Raw genomic sequence first — 20,421 nt, 5'->3', positions numbered from 1 at the left:
CTACATGGGAGATTTATTTGAAGGTTGCAATCGGCTTCGGCGTGATGCCGAAGTCTTCTTTCAGTTCGCGCTTACTTTTCATCACCATCTGACCGTTAGTGTCGATGGTCATGTGCTGGGCGTTGGTATTGTGACGCGCCTGCCACAGCATCACCAGCTGCAAGCTGTTCTCTTTTTGCTCAGGTGTGAGCGCCACACCGTCCGGCCATTTTCCCAGCTCAACGGCCGTCACCAGGCGCTGATAAACCGCCGGGGTCATGCCTGCAATCATGTCATCAATATTCACGATCTCTCCCTTTCAAAGGAATAATTTGCTGAATCGTTTTTTCAACCCTTGGTCTGGTCGCCGTTTTCGTCATCGGTAAAGCTCATCGAAGCCGAATTTACGCAGAAACGCTCCCCCGTCGGCTGCGGGCCATCCGGGAAGACATGCCCGAGATGGGCGTCGCAATTCCCACAACGAATTTCGGTGCGCACCATGCCGTGCGAGGAGTCCGTCAGATAGCGGATCGCATCATCGCTGACAGGCTCGTAAAAGCTTGGCCAGCCGCAGCCAGAATCGTACTTAGTCTGGGAGTTAAACAGCGGTGCATCACACACCAGGCAGTGGTAGACGCCTTCCCGTTTATTGTGCAGCAAACGCCCGGTAAACGGCGGTTCCGTGCCGTGATTTTGCGTTACGTAAAACTGCATCTCTGTAAGGTTTTTTTTCAAATCGTCGGGGTTATGTTGGTTCGACATATGCTTACATCTCGCTGTTGAAACAGACATCTTTTAACCCAGATTCTAACAAAACATTAACACCCGCGCGTGCACTTTTGATCTAAACTTATGTGTCGCGAAAAGGCGGTCAGGCAATTGTGATCAATTTCACATTTTAATCCTGCGAGGCCTTTAAAATTCCGGGCGCAGCCCCCATGTGGTTGCTAGCTCAAAGGGAAAGTGAGGCGAGTCAGTCGCACAAACGTTAGTCACAGGATTGATTTGTCGCAATGATTGACACGATTCCGCTTGACGCTGCGTAAGGTTTTTGTAATTTTACAGGCAACCTTTTATTCACTAACAAATAGCTGGTGGAATATATGACTATCAAAGTAGGTATCAACGGTTTTGGCCGTATCGGCCGTATTGTTTTCCGTGCTGCTCAGAAACGTTCTGACATCGAAATCGTTGGTATCAACGATCTCCTGGACGCTGAATACATGGCGTACATGCTGAAGTACGACTCAACTCACGGTCGTTTCGACGGCACCGTTGAAGTGAAAGACGGCCACCTGGTTGTTAACGGCAAAACCATCCGCGTTACTGCTGAAAAAGACCCAGCTAACCTGAAATGGAACGAAATCGGTGTTGACGTTGTAGCTGAAGCTACCGGTATCTTCCTGACCGACGAAACTGCACGTAAACACATCACTGCGGGTGCGAAGAAAGTTGTTCTGACTGGTCCTTCCAAAGACAACACCCCAATGTTCGTTCGCGGTGCAAACTTCGAAACTTACGCTGGCCAGGACATCGTTTCCAACGCATCCTGCACCACCAACTGCCTGGCACCGCTGGCTAAAGTTATCAATGACAACTTCGGCATCATCGAAGGTCTGATGACTACCGTTCACGCTACCACCGCTACTCAGAAAACCGTTGATGGCCCGTCTCACAAAGACTGGCGCGGCGGCCGTGGCGCGGCTCAGAACATCATCCCATCTTCTACCGGTGCTGCTAAAGCAGTAGGTAAAGTACTGCCAGAACTGAATGGCAAACTGACTGGTATGGCGTTCCGCGTTCCAACTCCTAACGTATCCGTTGTTGACCTGACCGTTCGTCTGGAAAAAGCTGCTTCTTACGAAGAAATTAAGAAAGCAATCAAAGCTGCTTCCGAAGGCCCAATGAAAGGCGTTCTGGGTTACACCGAAGACGACGTTGTATCTACCGATTTCAACGGCGAAGTGTGCACTTCCGTGTTCGATGCTAAAGCAGGTATCGCACTGAACGACAACTTCGTGAAACTGGTTTCCTGGTACGATAACGAAACTGGCTACTCTAACAAAGTACTGGACCTGATCGCTCACATCTCCAAATAAGTTGAGATGAGTGCTTGATCCTAAAAGGCGACTTCGGTCGCCTTTTTTATTGTTTTCAGACAGAGGATTGCTTAATGATTAATAAAATTTTTGCACTTCCGGTAGTCGAACAACTTACCCCTGTGCTCTCCCGCCGTCAGATTGACGGCGCCGATATCATCGTCGTCGATCATCCGCGCGTTAAAGCCTCCGTAGCGCTCAATGGCGCCCACCTGCTCTCCTGGAAACCAGAAGGCGAAGAAGAAGGCCTGTGGCTGAGCGAGGCCACCTCGTTCAAAAAAGGGGCGGCGATCCGTGGCGGCGTACCGATCTGCTGGCCATGGTTTGGTCCGTCAGCGCAGCAGGGATTGCCGTCTCACGGTTTCGCCCGTAACCAGCAATGGACGCTGAAAGCCCACAACGAAGATGATAACGGCGCGGTGTTGACCTTTGAACTTCAGGCAAATGATGAAACGCGCGCCCTGTGGCCACATGAATTCACCCTCTATGCCCGCTTCAAGCTGGGTAAAACCTGCGAGATTGAACTGGAAGCGCACGGCGAATTCGAAACAACGTCCGCCCTGCACACCTATTTCAACGTAGGCGACATTCAGGCCGTTAAGGTGAGCGGACTTGGCGATACCTTTATCGACAAAGTGGACAACGCGAAAGAAGGCAGGCTGGACGACGGCGTTCAGAGCTTCCCGGACCGTACCGACCGCGTGTATCTGCACCCGGAAGCCTGTAGCGTCATCCACGACAGCGCGTTGAACCGCGGCATTGACGTGGTTCACCACCACCATAGCAACGTGGTGGGCTGGAACCCGGGCCCTGCCCTTTCCGTCAGCATGGCAGATATCCCGGATGACGGTTACAAGACCTTCGTGTGTGTGGAAACCGCGTGCGTGACCGCCCCGCAGAAAACCAGCGAAGAAAAACCGTCCCGCTTAGGCCAGACGATCAAGATTGTGAAGCGCTAATATTTATCAGGCACCATAAAAAACAAACGGGGCGCAAGCGCCCCGTTTTAATACATCACGTTCTGGTCAGAACTTGTAGGTCACACCCACGGAGAAGATGCCGGACCAGGACTTGTCGACCATCGGGCTGTCCTTCACTTCGTCGCTCAGACGGGTATAACGGCCTGTACCGTACACGTTCCAGTCACCGAGGAAGTTATACGAGGCGGTGAGTTCCAGGTACGGATCCCAGCCATCATCAGCGCTGTAGCTCTTCAGACCACTGCGGCGAGACTCAGCCTTAGACACGCCATAGTAGTAGTCATTGTAATTCTCGCTGCTGTACTGCACACCGATACCCGGCGTCAGGGTCACCGCGCCGTTGGTATAGCGATAAAGCCACGCCAGATCCCAGATGAAGCCATTGCTGTTGTCCAGGGTATCGCCCGCCAGCGCCGTGCGCAGGAAGCCATACTGGGTATTATGGACGTAAGAAAGCCCGGCCATCAGTGAGCTTCTGCGCTTGTCCAGCTGACGAAGCGCATTGCTGTCGCTGTCGCCTGGTTTAAAGTACGTTGGGTCGTAATAGGCCATGATGGAGAGCTTATCGGCCGTATCGTTCCACAGATAGTAGCCGCCGCCCAATCCACGGAACCAGAAGTTATCGCCTTCATAGGTGACAACGGGGACAGGATAAACATCGCGGTCATACTGCTTGTACGGGCTGTTGATCACGCCAGCACCCGCGCCAACAGTCCACTGGCTCTCCGCCTGTACGGTGCTCGCTGCGGTCGCGGCAAGGATGCCCAATGCCAGAAGTTTGAGTTTGGTCACAATCCATTCTTTCCTGTAGTCAAATAATCAGCGGGTGAAGTGTAACCGCCATTCCCGTACATCCCAAAATTTTTTGCGCGCGAATCCATTTGATTAACCCGTTATTTTTCATTTTTCAGATGACATCCCGCTTTCATTTATGTGACCGATAAATGAAAAACCCCCTTTTCGCTTATAACCGCAGTGGAAATTTTTGGATGAGTTATTGATATGTCATTGAAAGTAGATTTTATCCGTATGCAAGTTTTGCAATTGCCATCTACGCTTTAATTTAAGAAGAGGTTTTGCTGAACACCCTGCGGTTCATAGCCTTCGACCTGGCACACAGGTTGCTGCTCTGGCAGTGAGGTGCGAAAGATTCTCTTCCGGGAGCCTCCACTACTCATACGAACGGCTCTTATCCTGTGCTAAAAAACGAAAGGACGGCATGCCATGAATATATTCGATCACTATCGCCAGCGCTACGAAGCTGCCAAGGACGAAGAGTTCACACTGCAGGAGTTTCTTACCATTTGTCGGCAAGATCGCAGTGCCTATGCCAATGCGGCAGAACGGCTATTGATGGCTATCGGTGAGCCAAACATGGTTGATACTGCCCTGGAGCCACGGCTTTCCCGTCTTTTTTCGAATCGGGTAGTCGCCCGATACCCGGCGTTTGAAGAGTTCTATGGTATGGAAGATGCCATTGAGCAGATCGTCTCCTACCTGAAGCATGCCGCTCAGGGGCTGGAAGAGAAGAAACAGATCCTTTACCTGCTGGGTCCCGTCGGCGGGGGTAAATCCTCCCTGGCTGAACGGCTGAAAGCGCTGATGCAGCGCGTGCCGATCTATGTGCTGAGCGCCAACGGCGAGCGCAGCCCGGTCAATGACCATCCGCTGTGCCTGTTTAATCCGCAAGAGGATGCGCAAATTCTGGAAAAAGAGTTTGGCATTCCGCATCGCTATCTCGGTACGATCATGTCGCCGTGGGCGGCAAAACGCCTGCACGAGTTTGGTGGGGACATCACCAAATTCCGCGTCGTGAAAGTGTGGCCGTCTATCCTCGAGCAGATCGCCATTGCTAAAACTGAACCCGGTGACGAGAACAACCAGGACATCTCGGCGCTGGTGGGTAAAGTCGATATCCGTAAGCTGGAACATCACGCGCAAAACGACCCGGATGCCTACGGCTATTCCGGTGCGCTATGCCGCGCCAACCAGGGGATTATGGAATTCGTCGAGATGTTTAAAGCACCGATCAAAGTGCTGCATCCGCTGCTGACCGCCACCCAGGAGGGGAACTACAACGGGACGGAAGGTATTTCCGCCCTGCCGTTTAACGGGATTATCCTCGCCCACTCGAACGAATCTGAATGGGTGACCTTCCGTAACAACAAAAACAATGAGGCGTTCCTTGACCGCGTGTACATCGTCAAAGTGCCTTATTGCCTGCGGATCTCCGAGGAGATCAAGATTTACGAAAAACTGCTCAACCACAGTGAGCTGGTCCATGCCCCTTGCGCACCGGGAACGCTGGAAACGCTGTCGCGCTTCTCGATTCTGTCGCGCCTGAAAGAGCCGGAAAACTCCAGCATTTACTCCAAAATGCGCGTGTATGACGGCGAAAGCCTGAAGGATACCGACCCGAAAGCCAAATCGTACCAGGAATACCGCGATTACGCCGGGGTCGACGAAGGGATGAACGGTTTGTCGACGCGTTTCGCGTTTAAGATCCTCTCCCGCGTCTTTAACTTCGACCACGCGGAGGTGGCCGCCAACCCGGTACATCTTTTCTACGTGCTGGAACAGCAAATTGAACGTGAACAGTTCCCACAGGAGCAGGCTGAACGCTACCTGGAGTTCCTGAAAGGCTACCTGATCCCAAAATACGCCGAGTTTATCGGCAAAGAGATCCAGACCGCCTACCTGGAATCCTATTCCGAATACGGCCAGAACATTTTCGATCGGTACGTCACCTACGCTGACTTCTGGATCCAGGATCAGGAGTACCGCGACCCGGATACCGGCCAGCTGTTTGACCGTGAATCCCTGAACGCAGAGCTGGAAAAAATTGAGAAACCGGCCGGGATCAGCAACCCGAAAGACTTCCGAAACGAGATTGTGAACTTCGTGCTGCGCGCCAGAGCGCATAACAACGGCCGCAATCCAAACTGGACCAGCTACGAAAAACTGCGCACAGTTATAGAGAAGAAAATGTTCTCTAACACGGAAGAGCTGTTGCCGGTTATCTCGTTCAACGCCAAAACCTCAACCGACGAGCAGAAAAAGCACGACGATTTTGTCGACCGTATGATGGAAAAAGGCTATACGCGCAAACAGGTCCGCCTGCTTTGTGAATGGTATCTGCGCGTGCGTAAATCGTCTTAAAACAAGTGCCCGGTAACGCGCTTACCGGGCCAACAAAATGTCCGGCACATACGGACGCTGCAAGTTGGCAAATGCAGTACGGGGGATATATGACCTGGTTTATTGACCGGCGTCTTAACGGCAAAAACAAGAGCACGGTGAATCGCCAGCGCTTCTTGCGCCGTTATAAAGCGCAAATTAAACAGTCGATCTCCGAGGCCATCAACAAACGCTCGGTGACCGACGTCGACAGCGGCGAATCCGTCTCCATTCCCAACGATGACATCAGCGAACCGATGTTTCATCAGGGGCGTGGCGGTCTTCGCCATCGCGTGCACCCAGGTAATGACCACTTCGTCCAGAATGACAGAATCGAGCGGCCACAAGGCGGAGGCGGCGGTTCTGGCAGCGGTCAGGGACAAGCCAGCCAGGACGGTGAAGGCCAGGATGAGTTCGTCTTTCAGATTTCAAAAGACGAATATCTCGACCTGCTGTTTGAGGATCTGGCCCTGCCGAATCTGAGAAAGAATCAGCACCGTCAGCTCAACGAATACAAAACCCATCGCGCGGGTTATACCGCAAACGGGGTGCCCGCCAACATCAGCGTGGTGCGTTCACTGCAAAACTCGCTGGCGCGACGCACGGCGATGACGGCAGGCAAACGGCGCGAACTGCGCGAGCTGGAAACCAGCCTGAAAGTGGTGGAAAATACCGAACCGGCGCAACTACTGGAAGAGGAGCGCCTGCGAAAAGAGATCGCCGAACTGCGGGCGAAGATCGACCGGGTACCGTTTATCGACACGTTCGACCTGCGCTACAAGAACTACGAAAAACGTCCGGAGCCTTCCAGCCAGGCGGTGATGTTCTGCCTGATGGACGTGTCAGGTTCAATGGATCAGGCCACCAAGGATATGGCTAAGCGTTTTTATATTCTGCTCTATCTGTTCCTGAGCAGAACGTATAAGAACGTGGAGGTGGTCTACATCCGCCATCACACTCAGGCGAAAGAGGTGGATGAGCATGAGTTTTTCTACTCGCAGGAGACCGGTGGCACCATCGTGTCGAGCGCCCTGAAGCTGATGGATGAGGTGGTAAAGGAGCGCTACGACCCGGCGCAGTGGAACATCTACGCCGCACAGGCATCGGATGGCGATAACTGGGCGGATGACTCACCCCTGTGTCATGAAATTCTGGCGAAGAAGATCCTGCCGGTGGTGCGCTACTACAGTTACATTGAAATTACCCGTCGCGCCCACCAGACGCTGTGGCGAGAGTATGAGCATCTGCAAGCGATGTTCGATAACTTTGCGATGCAGCACATTCGAGACCAGGATGATATCTATCCGGTCTTCCGGGAACTGTTCCAGAAACAGTCTTCCACCAGCAACGCATGAATCAACAGCCAGCGCTCCCGCTGGCTGTTTTCTTTCAGCCCTCTCCCTCCCGTGCTAATGTAGCAAGCTACGTATTGGCTAATCACAGGTGAAATCGTTATGTCTGATGACGTGATCGGGACGACAACCCATCAGCAGCTAATCAGCTTATTAACCGAGCAGGAGGCGCACTTTCGTGTGGTGGCGCATGAGGCCGTAGGGAAATGCGAAGCGGTCAGTGAAATTCGCGGGACCGATCTCCGCCAGGGTGCAAAAGCGCTGGTCTGTAAGGTAAAAGGCAACGGCGTTAAGAAACATATTCTGGCAATCCTCGCCGCCGATCGGCAGGCCGATCTGAGCCTGCTGGCCAGCCATTTCGGAGGGCTTAAGGCATCTCTCGCCAGTCCGGCCGAAGTGGATGCGCTTACCGGCTGCGTTTTCGGCGCCATTCCCCCCTTCAGCTTTCACCCGGATCTGACGCTGGTCGCCGATCCGTTGCTGTTTGAGCGCTTTGACGAGATCGCCTTTAACGCCGGTCTGCTGGAAAAATCGGTGATTATGGATACCCAGGACTATCTGCGTATCGCCCGTCCTGAACTGGTGTCGTTCCGTAAACAATAAATACAGAGGCTGGCTAACGGTCAGCCGTTTTCCAGCAGCAGCACGGAAGCAATCAAAATAATCGCGATGATAAAAAACGATGAGGAGATAATCAGCGTTTCGACAAACATAGGATCGTTCATGAGGCCCTCTGCCTTGCCCATTTCCCTTTTTTTTACTCCCGCATAATGACAGTTAAATGACAATGACGCGTCCGCGAAATGACAATTTTTCGCTGAAACGATTCGCTGTTAACTCCCCTCCCCCGTATAAAGTCACTGTTTAAATACTTTATTTGTTACCGGTATCACGAAAAGAAATTTACGTAACCCCGATGCCAGATCTCGCAATTGTTAACCTTTTCATGATGGTTAACCTTGTTTACGGAGCACCTCATAAATAAACCTTACACTGGCAAGGTGAATACAATGACCGAGATAATTACCCGTAAAGAAAAAATCAGTTATGGGTTAGGCGATATGGCGAGCCATATTGGGCTGGATAACGTCATTATTTTTCTGACGTTTTACTATACGGACGTGGTGGGGTTACCTGCCGCATTCGTGGGCACTATGTTTCTTCTGGCGAGAACCGCCGATGCCATAATTGATCCGGCGATGGGCTATATCGCAGACAGGACGCGTACCCGCTGGGGAAAATTCCGCCCCTGGATGCTGTGGCTGGCGCTGCCCTTTGGCGCAAGCTGTCTGCTGACCTACGCCGTGCCGGCGTCGCTCGACCTGCACGGTAAAATGATTTTCGCCACCGTCAGCTATACCCTGATGATGCTGATGTATACCGCAATCAATATTCCCTATTGCTCCATGGGCGCGGTAATTACGCCCGACAACGATGCGCGAATTTCCCTTCAGTCTTATCGCTTTTTCCTTGCCACGCTGGGTGGCGCGTTGTCGACATTCTTTATGATGCCGCTGGCAGAGTTTTTAGGCGGCGACGATAAATTACTGGGCTACCGCTGGGCGATGGCCATTATGGCGACCGTCGCGGTCATCATGTTCTGGATCTGCTTCGCGAATACGCGTGAACGTATTAAGGCTCCCGCCACCCACAATAATTATCTTGCGGAACTACGGGATTTATTACGAAACGACCAATGGCGAGTTGTCGCCGTCCTGGTATTAACCAATATTGGTTTTGGCGTTATTCGTCTTGGCGCAATGATGTATTTCGTCACTTATTATCTCGGTAGCGCAAGCTATTTTATGTGGATGCTCGGGGCGCATATTCTCGGGAAAGCCGCAGGCAGCGCGCTGGCCAAACGTCTGACGCAGAACGTCAGCAAAGTGCAGATGTTTGGATATTGTTCCGTACTGGCGGGGGTACTCAGCATCGCCCTGTTCTTTGCGCCTAAGTCGGTGCTTATTCTGGTGCCCATGACGTTTATCGTCTCCACCCTTTACCAGGCCACCACCACGCTAATGTGGGTGATGATGGCGGATGTCGCCGATTACGGCGAATGGAAACAGGGCAAACGCATGGACGGCGTGATCTTCTCCACCTTCCTCGCCGTACTCAAGCTGGGGATGGCGATCAGCGGCGCGATTGTTGGCTGGACGCTGGGCTTAAGCGGCTATGTTGCCAATGCCCCGGAACAAACTACCACGGCCATGTACTGCATCATCGCCCTCTTCACCGTCGTACCTGGCATCTTGTCGCTCTGCGCGTTTGCCACGCTGCGCTGGTACAAGCTCGACGACAGCACAATGCAATCCATCCATCTCGCCAAACACCCTGTTTAGAAGGACGCATTATCCATGAGTGAGCTGATTCAACATTCCAACTGTATCGAATGGCGTTTTGAACGCCAGATCCTGCGCATCGAACCCTGGGGAGAAAACAGTCTTCGCGTCAGGGCCACCTGCTCCCCGGCATTTGATGACGCCTTACAGGCACTGTTACCCGCCACCCCTTGCCAGGCCGAGATTGTCGCCGAAGCGGAAAGCCTGACGCTGCGCAACGGCAATATTACCGCGACCCTGAACCTTAAAGGTCAGTTGGCCTTCTACAATCAGCGCGGCGAACTGCTGCTGGAGGAGATGTGGCGCCAGCGTTCAACGGTGGGTATCGGTGCCAGCGAGAAGAGTCAGGATAAATATGTCAGCGCTCTGAAGCTGGATGGCCGCGAATTTAAACCGCTGATGGGCGGCAAATATCAGCTCACCGTCCGGTTTGAATCGCGTCCGGATGAACGCATCTATGGCATGGGTCAGTATCAACAGCCGTGGCTGGATCTGAAAGGCTGTACGCTGGAGCTGGCTCAGCGCAACTCCCAGGCCAGCGTGCCCTTTATGCAGTCCAGCCTTGGCTATGGCCTGCTGTGGAACAACCCGGCGATTGGTGAAGCCAGCTTTGCAAAAAATCAGACGGAATGGCGCGCCCGCGTCACAGGAGAGATGGACTACTGGATCACCGCCGCTGACACGGTGGCGGAAATCACCCGCCAGTATGTGAAAGCCACCGGTACTCCGCCCCCCGCCCCGGCGTTTATCAGTGGACTGTGGCAGTGCAAATTGCGATACCGCACCCAGCAGGAGGTGCTTGAGGTTGCGCGGGAGTATCGCCGCCGTAATCTGCCGCTGTCGGTGATGGTCATCGACTTTTTCCACTGGCCGAATCAGGGCACCTGGTGCTTCGACCCCGTAGACTGGCCCGATCCTGAAGGCATGGTCGACGAGCTGCGCGAAATGGGTATTGCGCTGATGGTGTCGGTGTGGCCAACGGTAGAGGCGCGCAGCCCCCTCTACCCGCTGATGAAAGCCAAAGGCTGGCTAGTCAGCAGTGAGCGCGGCGTGCAGGTCAACCTCGATTTTATGGGCAATACCACCTTCTTTGATGCGACCCATCCAGAGGCGCGGAAATTCGTCTGGGATACGGTGAAGAAAAATTACTACGACATGGGCATTAAGCTGTTCTGGCTGGACGAAGCGGAGCCGGAATACCGCGCCTATGATTTTGACAACTATCGCTACCACGCCGGTCCGGTACTGGAAGTGGGCAATCGCTACCCGCGTGACTTTGCGCAGGGCTTTTACGATGGGCTCCAGGCAAACGGCGAAACCGACATTGTTAACCTGGTACGCTGCGCCTGGGCTGGCAGCCAACGCTTCGGCGTGCTGGCGTGGTCGGGTGATGTCCACTCCTCGTTCCATGCTTTTCGCAATCAACTCGCCGCAGGACTGAATATGGGGCTGGCGGGGATCCCATGGTGGACGACCGATATCGGCGGCTTCCAGGGAGGGAACGTTAACGACCCGGCGTTCCATGAATTGCTGATCCGTTGGTTCCAGTGGGCGGTGTTTACACCGGTACTGCGCATGCACGGCTATCGCGAACCGCAGATCCAACCTCCGGAGCGCTACCGTGACGGTATTCCTCAGTGTAACAGCGGTTCGCCTAATGAGCTGTGGAGTTACGGAGAAGAGAATTACGCCATCATGCAGCACTGGCTTACCGTGCGCGAAACCCTGCGCCCGTATATTGACGCGTTGTACCGGCAGGCTCATCTGCACGGAGACCCGCTCATGCGTCCGCTGTTCTGGCACTATCCACAGGATAAGCAGAGCTGGGCGTGTGAAGATCAGTATCTGTTTGGTGAAGATCTTCTGGTGGCGCCGGTTATGCAGGCCGGTCAGCGTGAGCGCGATGTCTGGCTGCCGACGGGCAATAGCTGGATCGCCCTCAACGGTGAGCGCTACGCCGGTGGGGAGCATATCCGGGTGCCTGCGGCGCTGGAAACCATCCCGGTGTTTATCCGCGAAGGGAGTCCGCTTATCCAGCAACTGGTGGACTGACGTCAGGCAAGTGCCCAAAAATAGACAATTTTTTCAGTAAAGCCTGCCTGCCGTCGCGTTTGCGCGTAAAGTAAGCAGGCTTACTATTTTTGGCAAGGATCCCGTCATGTTCGACCCTACACTACTCATACTTCTGGCCCTGGCTGCTCTGGGTTTTGTCAGCCACAATACCACCGTCGCGATTTCCATTCTGGTCCTGATCATCGTTCGCGTCACACCGTTGAACACCTTCTTCCCGTGGATAGAAAAACAGGGGCTTACCATCGGGATCATTATTTTGACCATCGGTGTGATGGCCCCGATTGCCAGCGGAACGCTACCGGCCTCAACGCTGCTGCACTCCTTTGTGAACTGGAAATCGCTGGTGGCGATTGCAGTGGGCGTTTTTGTCTCATGGCTTGGCGGGCGCGGCGTGACGCTGATGAGCAGCCAGCCTTCTCTGGTGGCCGGGCTGCTGGTGGGCACCGTGTTAGGCGTGGCGCTGTTTCGTGGCGTGCCGGTTGGCCCGCTGATTGCTGCCGGACTGGTTTCGCTGTTTATCGGGAAGTCGTAGTCAGGCTTGCGATATAGCGGGCGGGCGTCTGTCCCAGTCCTTTCTTGAACATGGTGATAAAGGCGGTGGTGGAGTCATACCCCAGCGCCTGCGACGCCTGCTGGACCGACTTCCCGCCGATCAAAAACTGCAATGCGACAATCAGCTGGAGCTGGTGTCGCCAGCGGCGAAAGCTTAAGCCGGTCTCTTTCACCACCAGTCGCGCCAGATTGCGCTCGCTCATGGCAAAGTGGCTGGCCCACTGCGCCAGCGTCTGCCAGGCGGCAGGTTCGTTTGCCATGGTCTCACTCATCAGACGAATTTTCGGATGCGGAGATACCGGCAGCTGGAGATGCTCCTGCGGTTGCAGGGGCAGTTCATCAAACAGGACGTCAACCAGCCTTCCGGTAGCGGGAAGAGGCAGTTCCTCCTGTGACCTGTCCGCGAGCGCCAGCACCAGCTCCCGCACCAGCGGTGATATTTTCAACGTACAGGTACGGGTCGGCAATTCGAGCGCACCGGGTTCAATAAACAGCAGGCAGAGCTGCGCGCCGGGCGTCGCCTTGTTGCTGTGCGGCGTTTGACCCGGGATCCACACCGCATACTGGGGCGGTACCATCAGCATCGCGTTCTCTACTTCACAGGTGATCGCTCCTCCCAGCGCCATAATCAGCTGCCCTTTGCGGTGCAGATGCAGCGGAATGTACTGTTCTTGTGCCACCACGCGGATGCGAAAGGCCACCGCCGCGTCGTGCTGGCTATCGGGATCGTAGCCGTCGAGTCCCAGTCCATACATAAAGTTGTCCGATATTAGCGATAAACTGTCATTTTAGCCTGATTTCAACCACGACTTAAATCGGTATGGTATGCGCTCGCCTGAACGTAAGAGACAATAATGACTACTGCTATTCAACCTTCCGGGAAACAGGGCGCGCTGCTGGTTGCAGGCATCCTGATGATCGCCACGACGCTGCGCGTCACCTTTACCGGGGTCGCCCCCCTACTCGACACCATCCGACAGGACTATGGCTTAAGCACGGCGCAAACCGGCCTGCTCACAACGCTGCCTCTGCTGGCCTTCGCCTTTATCTCTCCCCTTGCCGCAGGCGTCGCCCGGCGCATGGGCATGGAGCGCAGCCTTTTTATCGCTCTGCTGCTGATTTGCATCGGGATTGGCGTACGTTCGCTGCCGTCGGCCTCGCTGCTGTTTATCGGTACGGCGATCGTAGGCTGTGGGATTGCGCTGGGCAATGTCCTGTTACCCGGATTAATCAAACGTGATTTTCCGGGCCAGGTCGCAAAACTGACGGGGGCTTATTCGCTGACGATGGGGGCCGCCGCTGCCGCAGGGTCTGCGCTGATCGTCCCGCTGTCGCTGGGGAGTGGTGGCTGGCACGGGGCGCTGTTGATGCTGATGTTCTTCCCGCTGGTGGCGCTGCTGCTGTGGTTACCGCAATGGCGCCAGAGGCCGGCCGCCACCCTGACCGGTGCGGGCGCGTTGCACAATCGGGCAATCTGGCGCTCCGCACTCGCCTGGCAGGTGACGCTTTTTCTGGGCATTAACTCGCTGATTTACTACGTCATTATCGGCTGGTTACCCGCGATTTTACTTAGCCACGGCTACAGCGAAACGCAGGCTGGCTCCATGCACGGACTTCTCCAGCTGGCAACCGCTGTTCCCGGTCTCGCCATTCCGCTGATCCTGCACCGTCTTAACGATCAGCGTGGCATAGCCGGGCTTGTCGCTCTGATGTGCGCCGTCAGTGCGGCCGGGTTCTGGTTCGCGCCGGGGCTGGCCGTCGTCTGGACGCTGGTGTTTGGCTTTGGATCCGGCGCCACCATGATCCTCGGCCTGACGTTTATCGGACTGCGCGCCAGCTCGGCCCATCAGGCCGCCGCGCTCTCCGGCATGGCACAGTCGATTGGCTATCTGCTGGCGGCCTGTGGCCCACCGCTGATGGGGAAAATTCACGATACCGCCGGAGACTGGCGCATTCCGCTGCTGGCCTGCGCGCTGGCTGCGGTAGTGATGGCCCTGTGCGGCATGCTGGCCGGGCGTGACCGGGAGATCACACCCCGCTGACATTCAAGGCAGACCTGACGGTCTGCTTTTTTTATCCCTGCGCCGCCCGCAGCATGGCCTGCACCAGCACGACCGGGCGCCCTTGAAGCGCAGCCCGCTCATGCTGGAACAGGGTGATGACAAAGAAAGGATGGGTCAGCAGCTCTGCCGCGCGGATCTCGCCCTGCTCGTCCCAGCCCGTTACGCGCATGTCGCCCCGCTCAAGCTGGCTGGCAAACTCAGACGAGACGCCGTAATTGCAGTGATAACCTTCATGAATTTCCGGCTTGCCGTACGCTTTGGCAATCAGCGTGTTGTTCCGCAGCTCAATCGCGTCGGTTTTTTCCACCAGCGAGCAGGCCAGCGGCGCAATCACCATCCTCCCCTCGGTATCGGTTTCGGCATGGCCTGCATCGTGCCAGCCCAGCACATTACGGGCATACTCAATCAGCGCATGCTGGAACCCGCCGCAGGTGCCGAGAAAAGGGATGCTGTTTTCACGCGCGTAACGCGCGGCAATAAACGCCGCCTCGGTGTTTTTATACGGGCTTGCCGGTACCAGCCAGATGGCATCGTACCCGACCAGGTCTTCGGGGTTGGTCAGCTCAGGCGTGGCGAGCCAGTCATAATCAGCGGTGAGATCCAGAACCGCAGCGGCGTCGTCAATCGCCAGCGGGATCGCCTGGTGCGCAATAACATCGGGATTGTAATCACCAACCAGCGCAATGCGCAGCGTCGTTTTAACCGGGGAGAGTTCCATGAGAGATTCCTTATGCCGGAGGATTTTCAGATAACATAAGGAACCTCAGACTACCGATCTTTTGCAATTATCACAATACCTTAAATTGGGTGGTTAAACGCCGGGTGCTATAGTGTTCTTGCCGAACGTCGCACGGTAGGAGGAAAACGGATGATTCAATGTAAGCGCGTATATGAACAGGCAACGTCAGACGATGGTTACCGGGTGCTGGTAGACAGACTCTGGCCGCGAGGGATAAAAAAGACCGACCTCGCCTGTGATGAGTGGTGTAAAGCGCTAACGCCGTCCAGCGAACTGCGGAAAGCCTTTCACAGTGAAACGATAGATTTCACCGCGTTCAGTGAAGCCTATCGTAAAGAGCTGGCGCAGCATCAGGATGAAGGCAAACGCCTGGCGGCCCTCGCCCGACAGCAGACCGTGACGCTACTCTATGGGGCGAAAAATACGGAGCAGAATCACGCGCGGGTACTGGCGGACTGGCTGCGTAAACTGTGATTAACCGATTGCCAGCTCATCCACGTTGTGTGGCATCTCGTCGGGAGTAAGCGGCATCAAATGTTCCGGGCGAACAAACGCAAAACCGTGCTGATTATCAAAGGCGTAAACATCACCGGTGACCAGCCACAGCGCACGCGCTGATGTATCAGGTAATTGCGTCATGACGCCGTTAACCGGGTTCACAAAACGCTGGCCCGGCTGACAAAGGCCAAACAGCTCCACGGATTTACCGATATTTCGACGGCCCGCCGTCGTACGCGCACCCACAATTATCGCCATGCTGCCCGGTTTTAACTGAAACATACTTCTTCTCGCAAACGTACCGCCAGAAACTGGCTAAGAATAATCCTAAAGAGAAGTGTATCGCAGTTTTATTGCCGTTGTCATCTGGTCGGTTGCGGGTGATCGCGGCGATAGAGATCCCATTCATCGATCACTTCCCCGCCTGGCAATTTGCACTCGGTACGTACACCCTGCGGGCTTTGAACAGGGATTTGCTCTCCCCCTTTTTCCAGACAGTACACTGACGCCGGATTTGCCATACCAATAGCGTGCGGCGGTTGAGGCGCATCGGGAGGAGGTGTCTTTGTTGAGCATGCGGCCAGCGGTAAAACCAGCGCCAGGAGAAGATATTTCATTATCATGATCCTTCAGGGTGTTGAAAACGTCAGAGTAACGGGTCATCGCCGTTTTCTCCATGATTTCTCCATTAAACCTGCACGATTCATCCCTATAGTGGTGTCTGTTCTCACTCTGACCAGAGAACATCATTCCGTAATCAAGATGTTTTGCCCCGATCTCAACATCGGGGCTTTTTTTAGCCTCTCCTTCATCCGCTTTCAGAAGAATCTATAAAATTAATCCAGTTCATGTTTTACTATGACCGGAGTCTATATTTTCAGCATAACATGCAGATACAGAGGTCTTCTGCATGGGAGTCAACCTGCCTCATGTCAGATATCATTCTTGCCCGTGTTTCAGAAACCCTCTCCACCGAGCAATCTCTCGACAGTCTGGTGCGTCAGCTACTGGAAATGCTGGAAATTGTGACGGATATGGAATCAACCTACCTGACCAAAATCGATATCAACGCGCGTTTGCAGCACATTTTATATGCCCGTAACAGCAAGCAAATGCAGATCCCGGAAGGGTTCAGCGTGCCCTGGGACGAAACGCTCTGTAAGCGCGCCATGGATAGCGACACCTTGTTCAGTAACGAGGTGCCCGACCGCTGGCCGGAGTGTGAAGCGGCAAAAGCACTGGGTATTACAACCTATATGAGCGTGCCGGTTCACCTGGCTGACGGTTCTCTGTACGGCACGCTTTGCGCTGCCAGCACCGCACAGAAACAGTTCAGCGAGCGTGGCGAGCAGGTGATCAGGCTCTTTGCCGGGTTAATTGGTCAGTACATTCAGAAAGAGTCGCTTGTGCTTCAGCTTCGTGAAGCAAATGCGGCGCTCATTGCCCACTCTTACACCGACGCCCTTACCGGCCTGCGGAATCGTCGCGCCATTTTTGAAAACCTTACCACCCTGTTCTCACTGGCGCGCCATCTTAACCGCAACGTCATGATTGCCTTTATTGATCTCGATGATTTCAAGCGAATCAATGATCAGTACGGTCATGAAGCGGGCGATCGGTTCCTCGTTCAGGTCGGCAATCGACTGACTCACCAGCAAACGCAGGACGAAATTATCGGCCGGCTCGGCGGCGATGAATTTCTGGTTGCCAGCCTGAGTCACAGCGATGATGGCGACGCCAGCACAGAGGTCAACGCTATCAAAACCCGCCTCAACGGCCGTATCACGGGTGAATATGGGTTAGGTAATGTCACTATTCTCTATCCCGGTGCAAGCTATGGCGTCGTTATTGTTGATCCTCACTGCACAGATGAAGATAGTGCCCTGCGCACCGCAGACCTCGCGATGTATCAGGATAAAAAAGGAAAAAACAAAACAGGCTTTGTCGCGTTAGATTAAAACCGTACACTCTACGGCCTTATACAAACTCAAACAGGTGATGGCATGAGAATAGGGATCCTCTTTCCGGTGGTTATTTTTATCACGGCAGTCGTGTTTTTAGGCTGGTTTTTCCTTGGCGGTTACGCCGCGCCGGGGGCATAAATGAGAAAAACGACCCTCATCATGCTGATTGTCGCCATCGTGGCCGTCGCCGGTACGCAGTTAGGCTGGTGGTAACGCCCAAAGTAAAAAGGCCGCCCTCAGGCAGCCTTTTTTTACACAGGTCAGATTTAGCTTTTGATTTTTCTGTAGATAAACAGAACAACCAGCGCGCCAATCACCGCGACGACAAAGCTGCCGAAGTTGAAGCCATCAACTCTGCCAAAGCCGAACAGGGTACTGATCCAGCCACCGACGACTGCACCTACAATCCCCAGAACGATCGTGACGATGAAACCGCCGCCATCTTTGCCCGGCATAATCCACTTCGCCAGGATCCCCGCAATCAGCCCAAAGATAATCCAGGATAAAATTCCCATAGCTTTCCTCTCTGTATGGTTTTTGTCATTAAATCAACGACACAGAAAAGGATAGCACAGGATCTGAGAAAGGAAATTTGTGATAAGAATCACACGGTTCGTTTGAGTAAAATCTGAGCAATAAAAATTGCCGTTCCACACTCATCGTGGGGTTGCATCTTTTACTGAGAAAGATTATCTTTCTCATTACTGAATAGTTGAGCAAATCACTCAGGTATTCAGTACGACATTGCTCACATTGCTTCCAGTATTTCTTGCCCACTTTTTAGTGGGCTTTTTTTTGCCTCACCCCACCAAAATCTGGCGTTTTTTCCCATGAGGTGAACCGCTATTCTCTGTGGCTACTGAACAGCAAAGTGAATCTGATAACATGAACGTATCGAGCAAGTTCGTCATCTGCCTTAATCTTGTTTCTGCCAGTACGCTACTGTTACTGCTCTCAACACGGTTTGAGTGGTTCTGAGATGTAATGAGTCGGCATGGTGGCTTTCCTTTCAATTACGTGCGGGCTCAACGCGCATACTTGTAGCTTTAATGACCTGTGTTAAGATCCCTGCACCTCAGGACGTGGCGGGACAGCAGGAAAATGAACAAGGCCATTGCCGTTGCTATCATCTCAACCTTTATGGTCGTCCTGTCGCTGTATGCGGTTAACGCCATTATCGTTGAGCAGCAAAAGGACCGGCAGAGGGAGATCTCCCACACGCTCTTACGCTATTCCGAAGACTTGACGCAAAATATCGCCAGTACGCTTAAAAATACCTCCGCGAAGGGATGCGATAACGCCAGCCTGAACGTCTACCGTAATTTAAAGATGCAGAGTCTCTATTTCGCCGATGTGGGGTTTATTGAAAATGGGAAAATTACCTGCACCGCATTTTGGGGCAAGCTGGCAAATCCCATCGCCCTTCCCTCTGAGCTTCACAACACCCTGAACGGATTCAGTCTGGCGCAATTTTCACAGAAAGATTTTTTTGTAGGCAATGCGACAATTTATAACCATCTTATTATCTTCACATCACGTTCAGCCTACGATAAATTCTCTCCGGTCACCGCCAACTATTCACTTCGTTCTACCACGAAAGATTTCGACCGAACCTTTTTTACCGTTACGTCACCTACAGAAAACCTTAGCCGCTTGTCGTCACTGTTATTCACACAGACCGTGACGCAGTGCAGCACGCGCTGGGATTTGTGCGTTACCGTCACCCACCACAATGCCGGACTGGCATCGCTCTCCCGCGTAGTGATGGTACTCCTGTGCCTGTTTTTATACTTTATCTGGGTATCCCTGACGCTGTTTTCTCTTCGACTTTATGAAGATCGACTTTCTCTTGAGCGAACGCTGGTCAAGGCGGTGATAGCGAATACTATCAGCGTTCATTTTCAGCCCATAATTCGGGTTGCTGATAAGAAAATCGTCGGGGTTGAAGTGTTATCAAGATGGCAGGATAACAATCACAAAGAGGTTTCTCCTGAGCTGTTTATCCCGTTAATTAAAAAAATTGGTCTGTATAACGTTTATTATCAGAACATGATAAAGAAATCCCTGGCGGAAATTGCCGGGCTGGCGGCCGAACATCAGTTAATGATTTCACTGAACGTTGGCCGGACGGAAATTGAAGACGGCAAATTTCTGGCGGTATTACGTCATGCATGCTTAGAGAACGCTATTCCCTTATCGTTAATCAAAGTTGAGTTATCCGAGAATGGCGTTTCCACCTCGGCCATCCTTGAAGAGTTTTGTGAGGATCTTAAATCGGCAGGCGTCAAAATTTCAATAGACGATTTTGGCGTGCAAAACTCTAATCTGGCAAGGCTGTCCAATCTCAAATATGACGAAATCAAAGTGGATAAGTCGTTAGTGGATGGCATCAACGAGCATTATAAACAGGATATCCTGGTGATCTTTAGCGACGCGCTCGCTAAACTGCACAAAACCCTGGTGTTTGAGGGAGTCGAAAGCGAAACGCAATATCAGTTCATCGCGCAGAGATACCCCGATGCCCTCGTGCAAGGCTGGTACTTTTCAAAATCACTAACCCGGCACGACCTCGCCAGCCTGCTGGCTTACTCAGCGCGATGAAG

Annotated in this window: 24 protein-coding genes; 15 read left to right on the top strand and 9 right to left on the bottom strand. The window is 53.5% G+C overall.

Annotated features, from left to right (window positions below):
• Window positions 1–13: 13 nt before the first annotated feature.
• Entirely contained in the window at window positions 14–286 is a 273-nt protein-coding gene (locus tag ACQG1K_RS08890; RefSeq protein WP_165715758.1) for a YeaC family protein, read from the bottom strand.
• A gap of 41 nt (window positions 287–327) precedes the next feature.
• Window positions 328–741 carry a peptide-methionine (R)-S-oxide reductase MsrB gene (gene msrB / locus ACQG1K_RS08885; RefSeq protein WP_022647790.1) on the bottom strand — a complete coding sequence of 138 codons (414 nt, stop codon included), beginning with the start codon at window positions 739–741 and terminating at the stop codon, window positions 328–330.
• A gap of 341 nt (window positions 742–1,082) precedes the next feature.
• On the opposite strand from msrB, the gene gapA reads away from it, so the two are divergent.
• Window positions 1,083–2,078: a glyceraldehyde-3-phosphate dehydrogenase gene (gapA, locus tag ACQG1K_RS08880; protein WP_006809136.1), complete on the top strand. Its 996-nt coding sequence runs from the start codon at window positions 1,083–1,085 to the stop codon at window positions 2,076–2,078.
• A gap of 74 nt (window positions 2,079–2,152) precedes the next feature.
• Entirely contained in the window at window positions 2,153–3,037 is an 885-nt protein-coding gene (locus ACQG1K_RS08875) for a D-hexose-6-phosphate mutarotase (protein ID WP_022647789.1), read from the top strand.
• Between the two features lie 66 nt (window positions 3,038–3,103).
• On the opposite strand, the gene ACQG1K_RS08870 is transcribed toward ACQG1K_RS08875, so the two are convergent.
• Complete coding sequence (locus tag ACQG1K_RS08870; RefSeq protein WP_023299885.1) at window positions 3,104–3,850, bottom strand: MipA/OmpV family protein; 747 nt, start codon at window positions 3,848–3,850, stop codon at window positions 3,104–3,106.
• A 432-nt stretch (window positions 3,851–4,282) separates the two neighbouring features.
• On the opposite strand from ACQG1K_RS08870, the gene yeaG reads away from it, so the two are divergent.
• The 3 genes from yeaG (at window position 4,283) to ACQG1K_RS08855 (ending at window position 8,190) form a co-directional block, all read left to right on the top strand.
• The gene (gene yeaG / locus ACQG1K_RS08865) at window positions 4,283–6,217 is read left to right on the top strand and encodes a protein kinase YeaG (protein WP_006809140.1); all 1,935 of its coding nucleotides are present in this window, start codon (window positions 4,283–4,285) and stop codon (window positions 6,215–6,217) included.
• An 89-nt stretch (window positions 6,218–6,306) separates the two neighbouring features.
• Window positions 6,307–7,590, top strand: coding sequence for a YeaH/YhbH family protein (locus ACQG1K_RS08860; RefSeq protein ID WP_017384692.1), 1,284 nt, complete (start codon window positions 6,307–6,309; stop codon window positions 7,588–7,590).
• 99 nt (window positions 7,591–7,689) lie between these two features.
• The gene (locus ACQG1K_RS08855) at window positions 7,690–8,190 is read left to right on the top strand and encodes a YbaK/prolyl-tRNA synthetase associated domain-containing protein (protein WP_022647787.1); all 501 of its coding nucleotides are present in this window, start codon (window positions 7,690–7,692) and stop codon (window positions 8,188–8,190) included.
• Window positions 8,191–8,210: 20 nt separating this feature from the next.
• On the opposite strand, the gene yoaI is transcribed toward ACQG1K_RS08855, so the two are convergent.
• Complete coding sequence (yoaI, locus tag ACQG1K_RS08850; protein WP_017384693.1) at window positions 8,211–8,312, bottom strand: small membrane protein YoaI; 102 nt, start codon at window positions 8,310–8,312, stop codon at window positions 8,211–8,213.
• A 285-nt stretch (window positions 8,313–8,597) separates the two neighbouring features.
• Between yoaI and ACQG1K_RS08845 the strand changes: the two genes are divergently transcribed.
• From ACQG1K_RS08845 to ACQG1K_RS08835, 3 genes are all read left to right on the top strand, one after another.
• Window positions 8,598–9,929 (top strand): glycoside-pentoside-hexuronide (GPH):cation symporter, encoded by a 1,332-nt coding sequence (locus tag ACQG1K_RS08845; protein WP_023305891.1) that lies wholly within the window; start codon window positions 8,598–8,600, stop codon window positions 9,927–9,929.
• 15 nt (window positions 9,930–9,944) lie between these two features.
• Complete coding sequence (locus ACQG1K_RS08840) at window positions 9,945–11,981, top strand: glycoside hydrolase family 31 protein (protein WP_367076258.1); 2,037 nt, start codon at window positions 9,945–9,947, stop codon at window positions 11,979–11,981.
• A 106-nt stretch (window positions 11,982–12,087) separates the two neighbouring features.
• Window positions 12,088–12,534, top strand: a complete 447-nt coding sequence (locus tag ACQG1K_RS08835; protein ID WP_003857881.1) for a DUF441 domain-containing protein — start codon at window positions 12,088–12,090, stop codon at window positions 12,532–12,534.
• Here the strand turns inward: ACQG1K_RS08835 and ACQG1K_RS08830 are convergent.
• Window positions 12,518–13,309 (bottom strand): AraC family transcriptional regulator, encoded by a 792-nt coding sequence (locus ACQG1K_RS08830; RefSeq protein WP_367076255.1) that lies wholly within the window; start codon window positions 13,307–13,309, stop codon window positions 12,518–12,520. The two genes, ACQG1K_RS08835 and ACQG1K_RS08830, sit on opposite strands and share 17 nt — an antisense overlap.
• A 99-nt stretch (window positions 13,310–13,408) precedes the next feature.
• Here ACQG1K_RS08830 and ACQG1K_RS08825 point away from each other — a divergent pair, with 99 nt between their 5' ends.
• Window positions 13,409–14,596 (top strand): CynX/NimT family MFS transporter, encoded by a 1,188-nt coding sequence (locus ACQG1K_RS08825; protein ID WP_367076253.1) that lies wholly within the window; start codon window positions 13,409–13,411, stop codon window positions 14,594–14,596.
• Between the two features lie 31 nt (window positions 14,597–14,627).
• On the opposite strand, the gene ACQG1K_RS08820 is transcribed toward ACQG1K_RS08825, so the two are convergent.
• A complete protein-coding gene (locus ACQG1K_RS08820; RefSeq protein ID WP_032624456.1) occupies window positions 14,628–15,335 on the bottom strand; it encodes a CTP synthase C-terminal region-related (seleno)protein in 708 nt (235 codons plus the stop codon).
• Between the two features lie 150 nt (window positions 15,336–15,485).
• Between ACQG1K_RS08820 and ACQG1K_RS08815 the strand changes: the two genes are divergently transcribed.
• Entirely contained in the window at window positions 15,486–15,830 is a 345-nt protein-coding gene (locus ACQG1K_RS08815; protein WP_045621401.1) for a DUF488 domain-containing protein, read from the top strand.
• Here the strand turns inward: ACQG1K_RS08815 and ACQG1K_RS08810 are convergent, their stop codons facing one another.
• Together ACQG1K_RS08810 and ACQG1K_RS08805 are read right to left on the bottom strand one after the other, a co-directional pair.
• On the bottom strand, window positions 15,831–16,136 hold the full coding sequence (locus ACQG1K_RS08810; RefSeq protein ID WP_022647778.1) for a hypothetical protein: 306 nt from the start codon (window positions 16,134–16,136) through the stop codon (window positions 15,831–15,833). It abuts the gene before it with no gap.
• Between the two features lie 80 nt (window positions 16,137–16,216).
• Window positions 16,217–16,471 (bottom strand): putative hemolysin, encoded by a 255-nt coding sequence (locus ACQG1K_RS08805; protein WP_022647777.1) that lies wholly within the window; start codon window positions 16,469–16,471, stop codon window positions 16,217–16,219.
• Window positions 16,472–16,783: 312 nt separating this feature from the next.
• On the opposite strand from ACQG1K_RS08805, the gene ACQG1K_RS08800 reads away from it, so the two are divergent.
• The 3 genes from ACQG1K_RS08800 to yoaJ are packed head-to-tail and all read left to right on the top strand — an operon-like array spanning window position 16,784 to window position 18,031.
• The gene (locus tag ACQG1K_RS08800; RefSeq protein ID WP_367076251.1) at window positions 16,784–17,812 is read left to right on the top strand and encodes a sensor domain-containing diguanylate cyclase; all 1,029 of its coding nucleotides are present in this window, start codon (window positions 16,784–16,786) and stop codon (window positions 17,810–17,812) included.
• Window positions 17,813–17,857: 45 nt separating this feature from the next.
• Window positions 17,858–17,956 carry a YoaK family small membrane protein gene (locus ACQG1K_RS08795; protein WP_015570793.1) on the top strand — a complete coding sequence of 33 codons (99 nt, stop codon included), beginning with the start codon at window positions 17,858–17,860 and terminating at the stop codon, window positions 17,954–17,956.
• Window positions 17,957–18,031 (top strand): protein YoaJ, encoded by a 75-nt coding sequence (gene yoaJ, locus ACQG1K_RS08790; protein WP_071785224.1) that lies wholly within the window; start codon window positions 17,957–17,959, stop codon window positions 18,029–18,031. It abuts the gene before it with no gap.
• 53 nt (window positions 18,032–18,084) lie between these two features.
• Here yoaJ and ACQG1K_RS08785 read toward each other — a convergent pair whose 3' ends face one another.
• A complete protein-coding gene (locus tag ACQG1K_RS08785) occupies window positions 18,085–18,333 on the bottom strand; it encodes a GlsB/YeaQ/YmgE family stress response membrane protein (protein ID WP_022647775.1) in 249 nt (82 codons plus the stop codon).
• Between the two features lie 370 nt (window positions 18,334–18,703).
• Between ACQG1K_RS08785 and yncL the strand changes: the two genes are divergently transcribed.
• Together yncL and ACQG1K_RS08775 are read left to right on the top strand one after the other, a co-directional pair.
• Window positions 18,704–18,796 carry a stress response membrane protein YncL gene (gene yncL / locus ACQG1K_RS08780; RefSeq protein WP_071524166.1) on the top strand — a complete coding sequence of 31 codons (93 nt, stop codon included), beginning with the start codon at window positions 18,704–18,706 and terminating at the stop codon, window positions 18,794–18,796.
• A gap of 123 nt (window positions 18,797–18,919) precedes the next feature.
• Complete coding sequence (locus ACQG1K_RS08775) at window positions 18,920–20,419, top strand: EAL domain-containing protein (RefSeq protein WP_023305887.1); 1,500 nt, start codon at window positions 18,920–18,922, stop codon at window positions 20,417–20,419.
• Window positions 20,420–20,421: the final 2 nt, after the last annotated feature.

Source organism: Enterobacter cloacae complex sp. 402C9 (assembly GCF_050030745.1).
GTDB lineage: Bacteria > Pseudomonadota > Gammaproteobacteria > Enterobacterales > Enterobacteriaceae > Enterobacter > Enterobacter intestinihominis.
The sequence above is the reverse complement of the archived record's forward strand: the minus strand, read 5'-3'. Positions and strand labels throughout refer to the sequence as shown.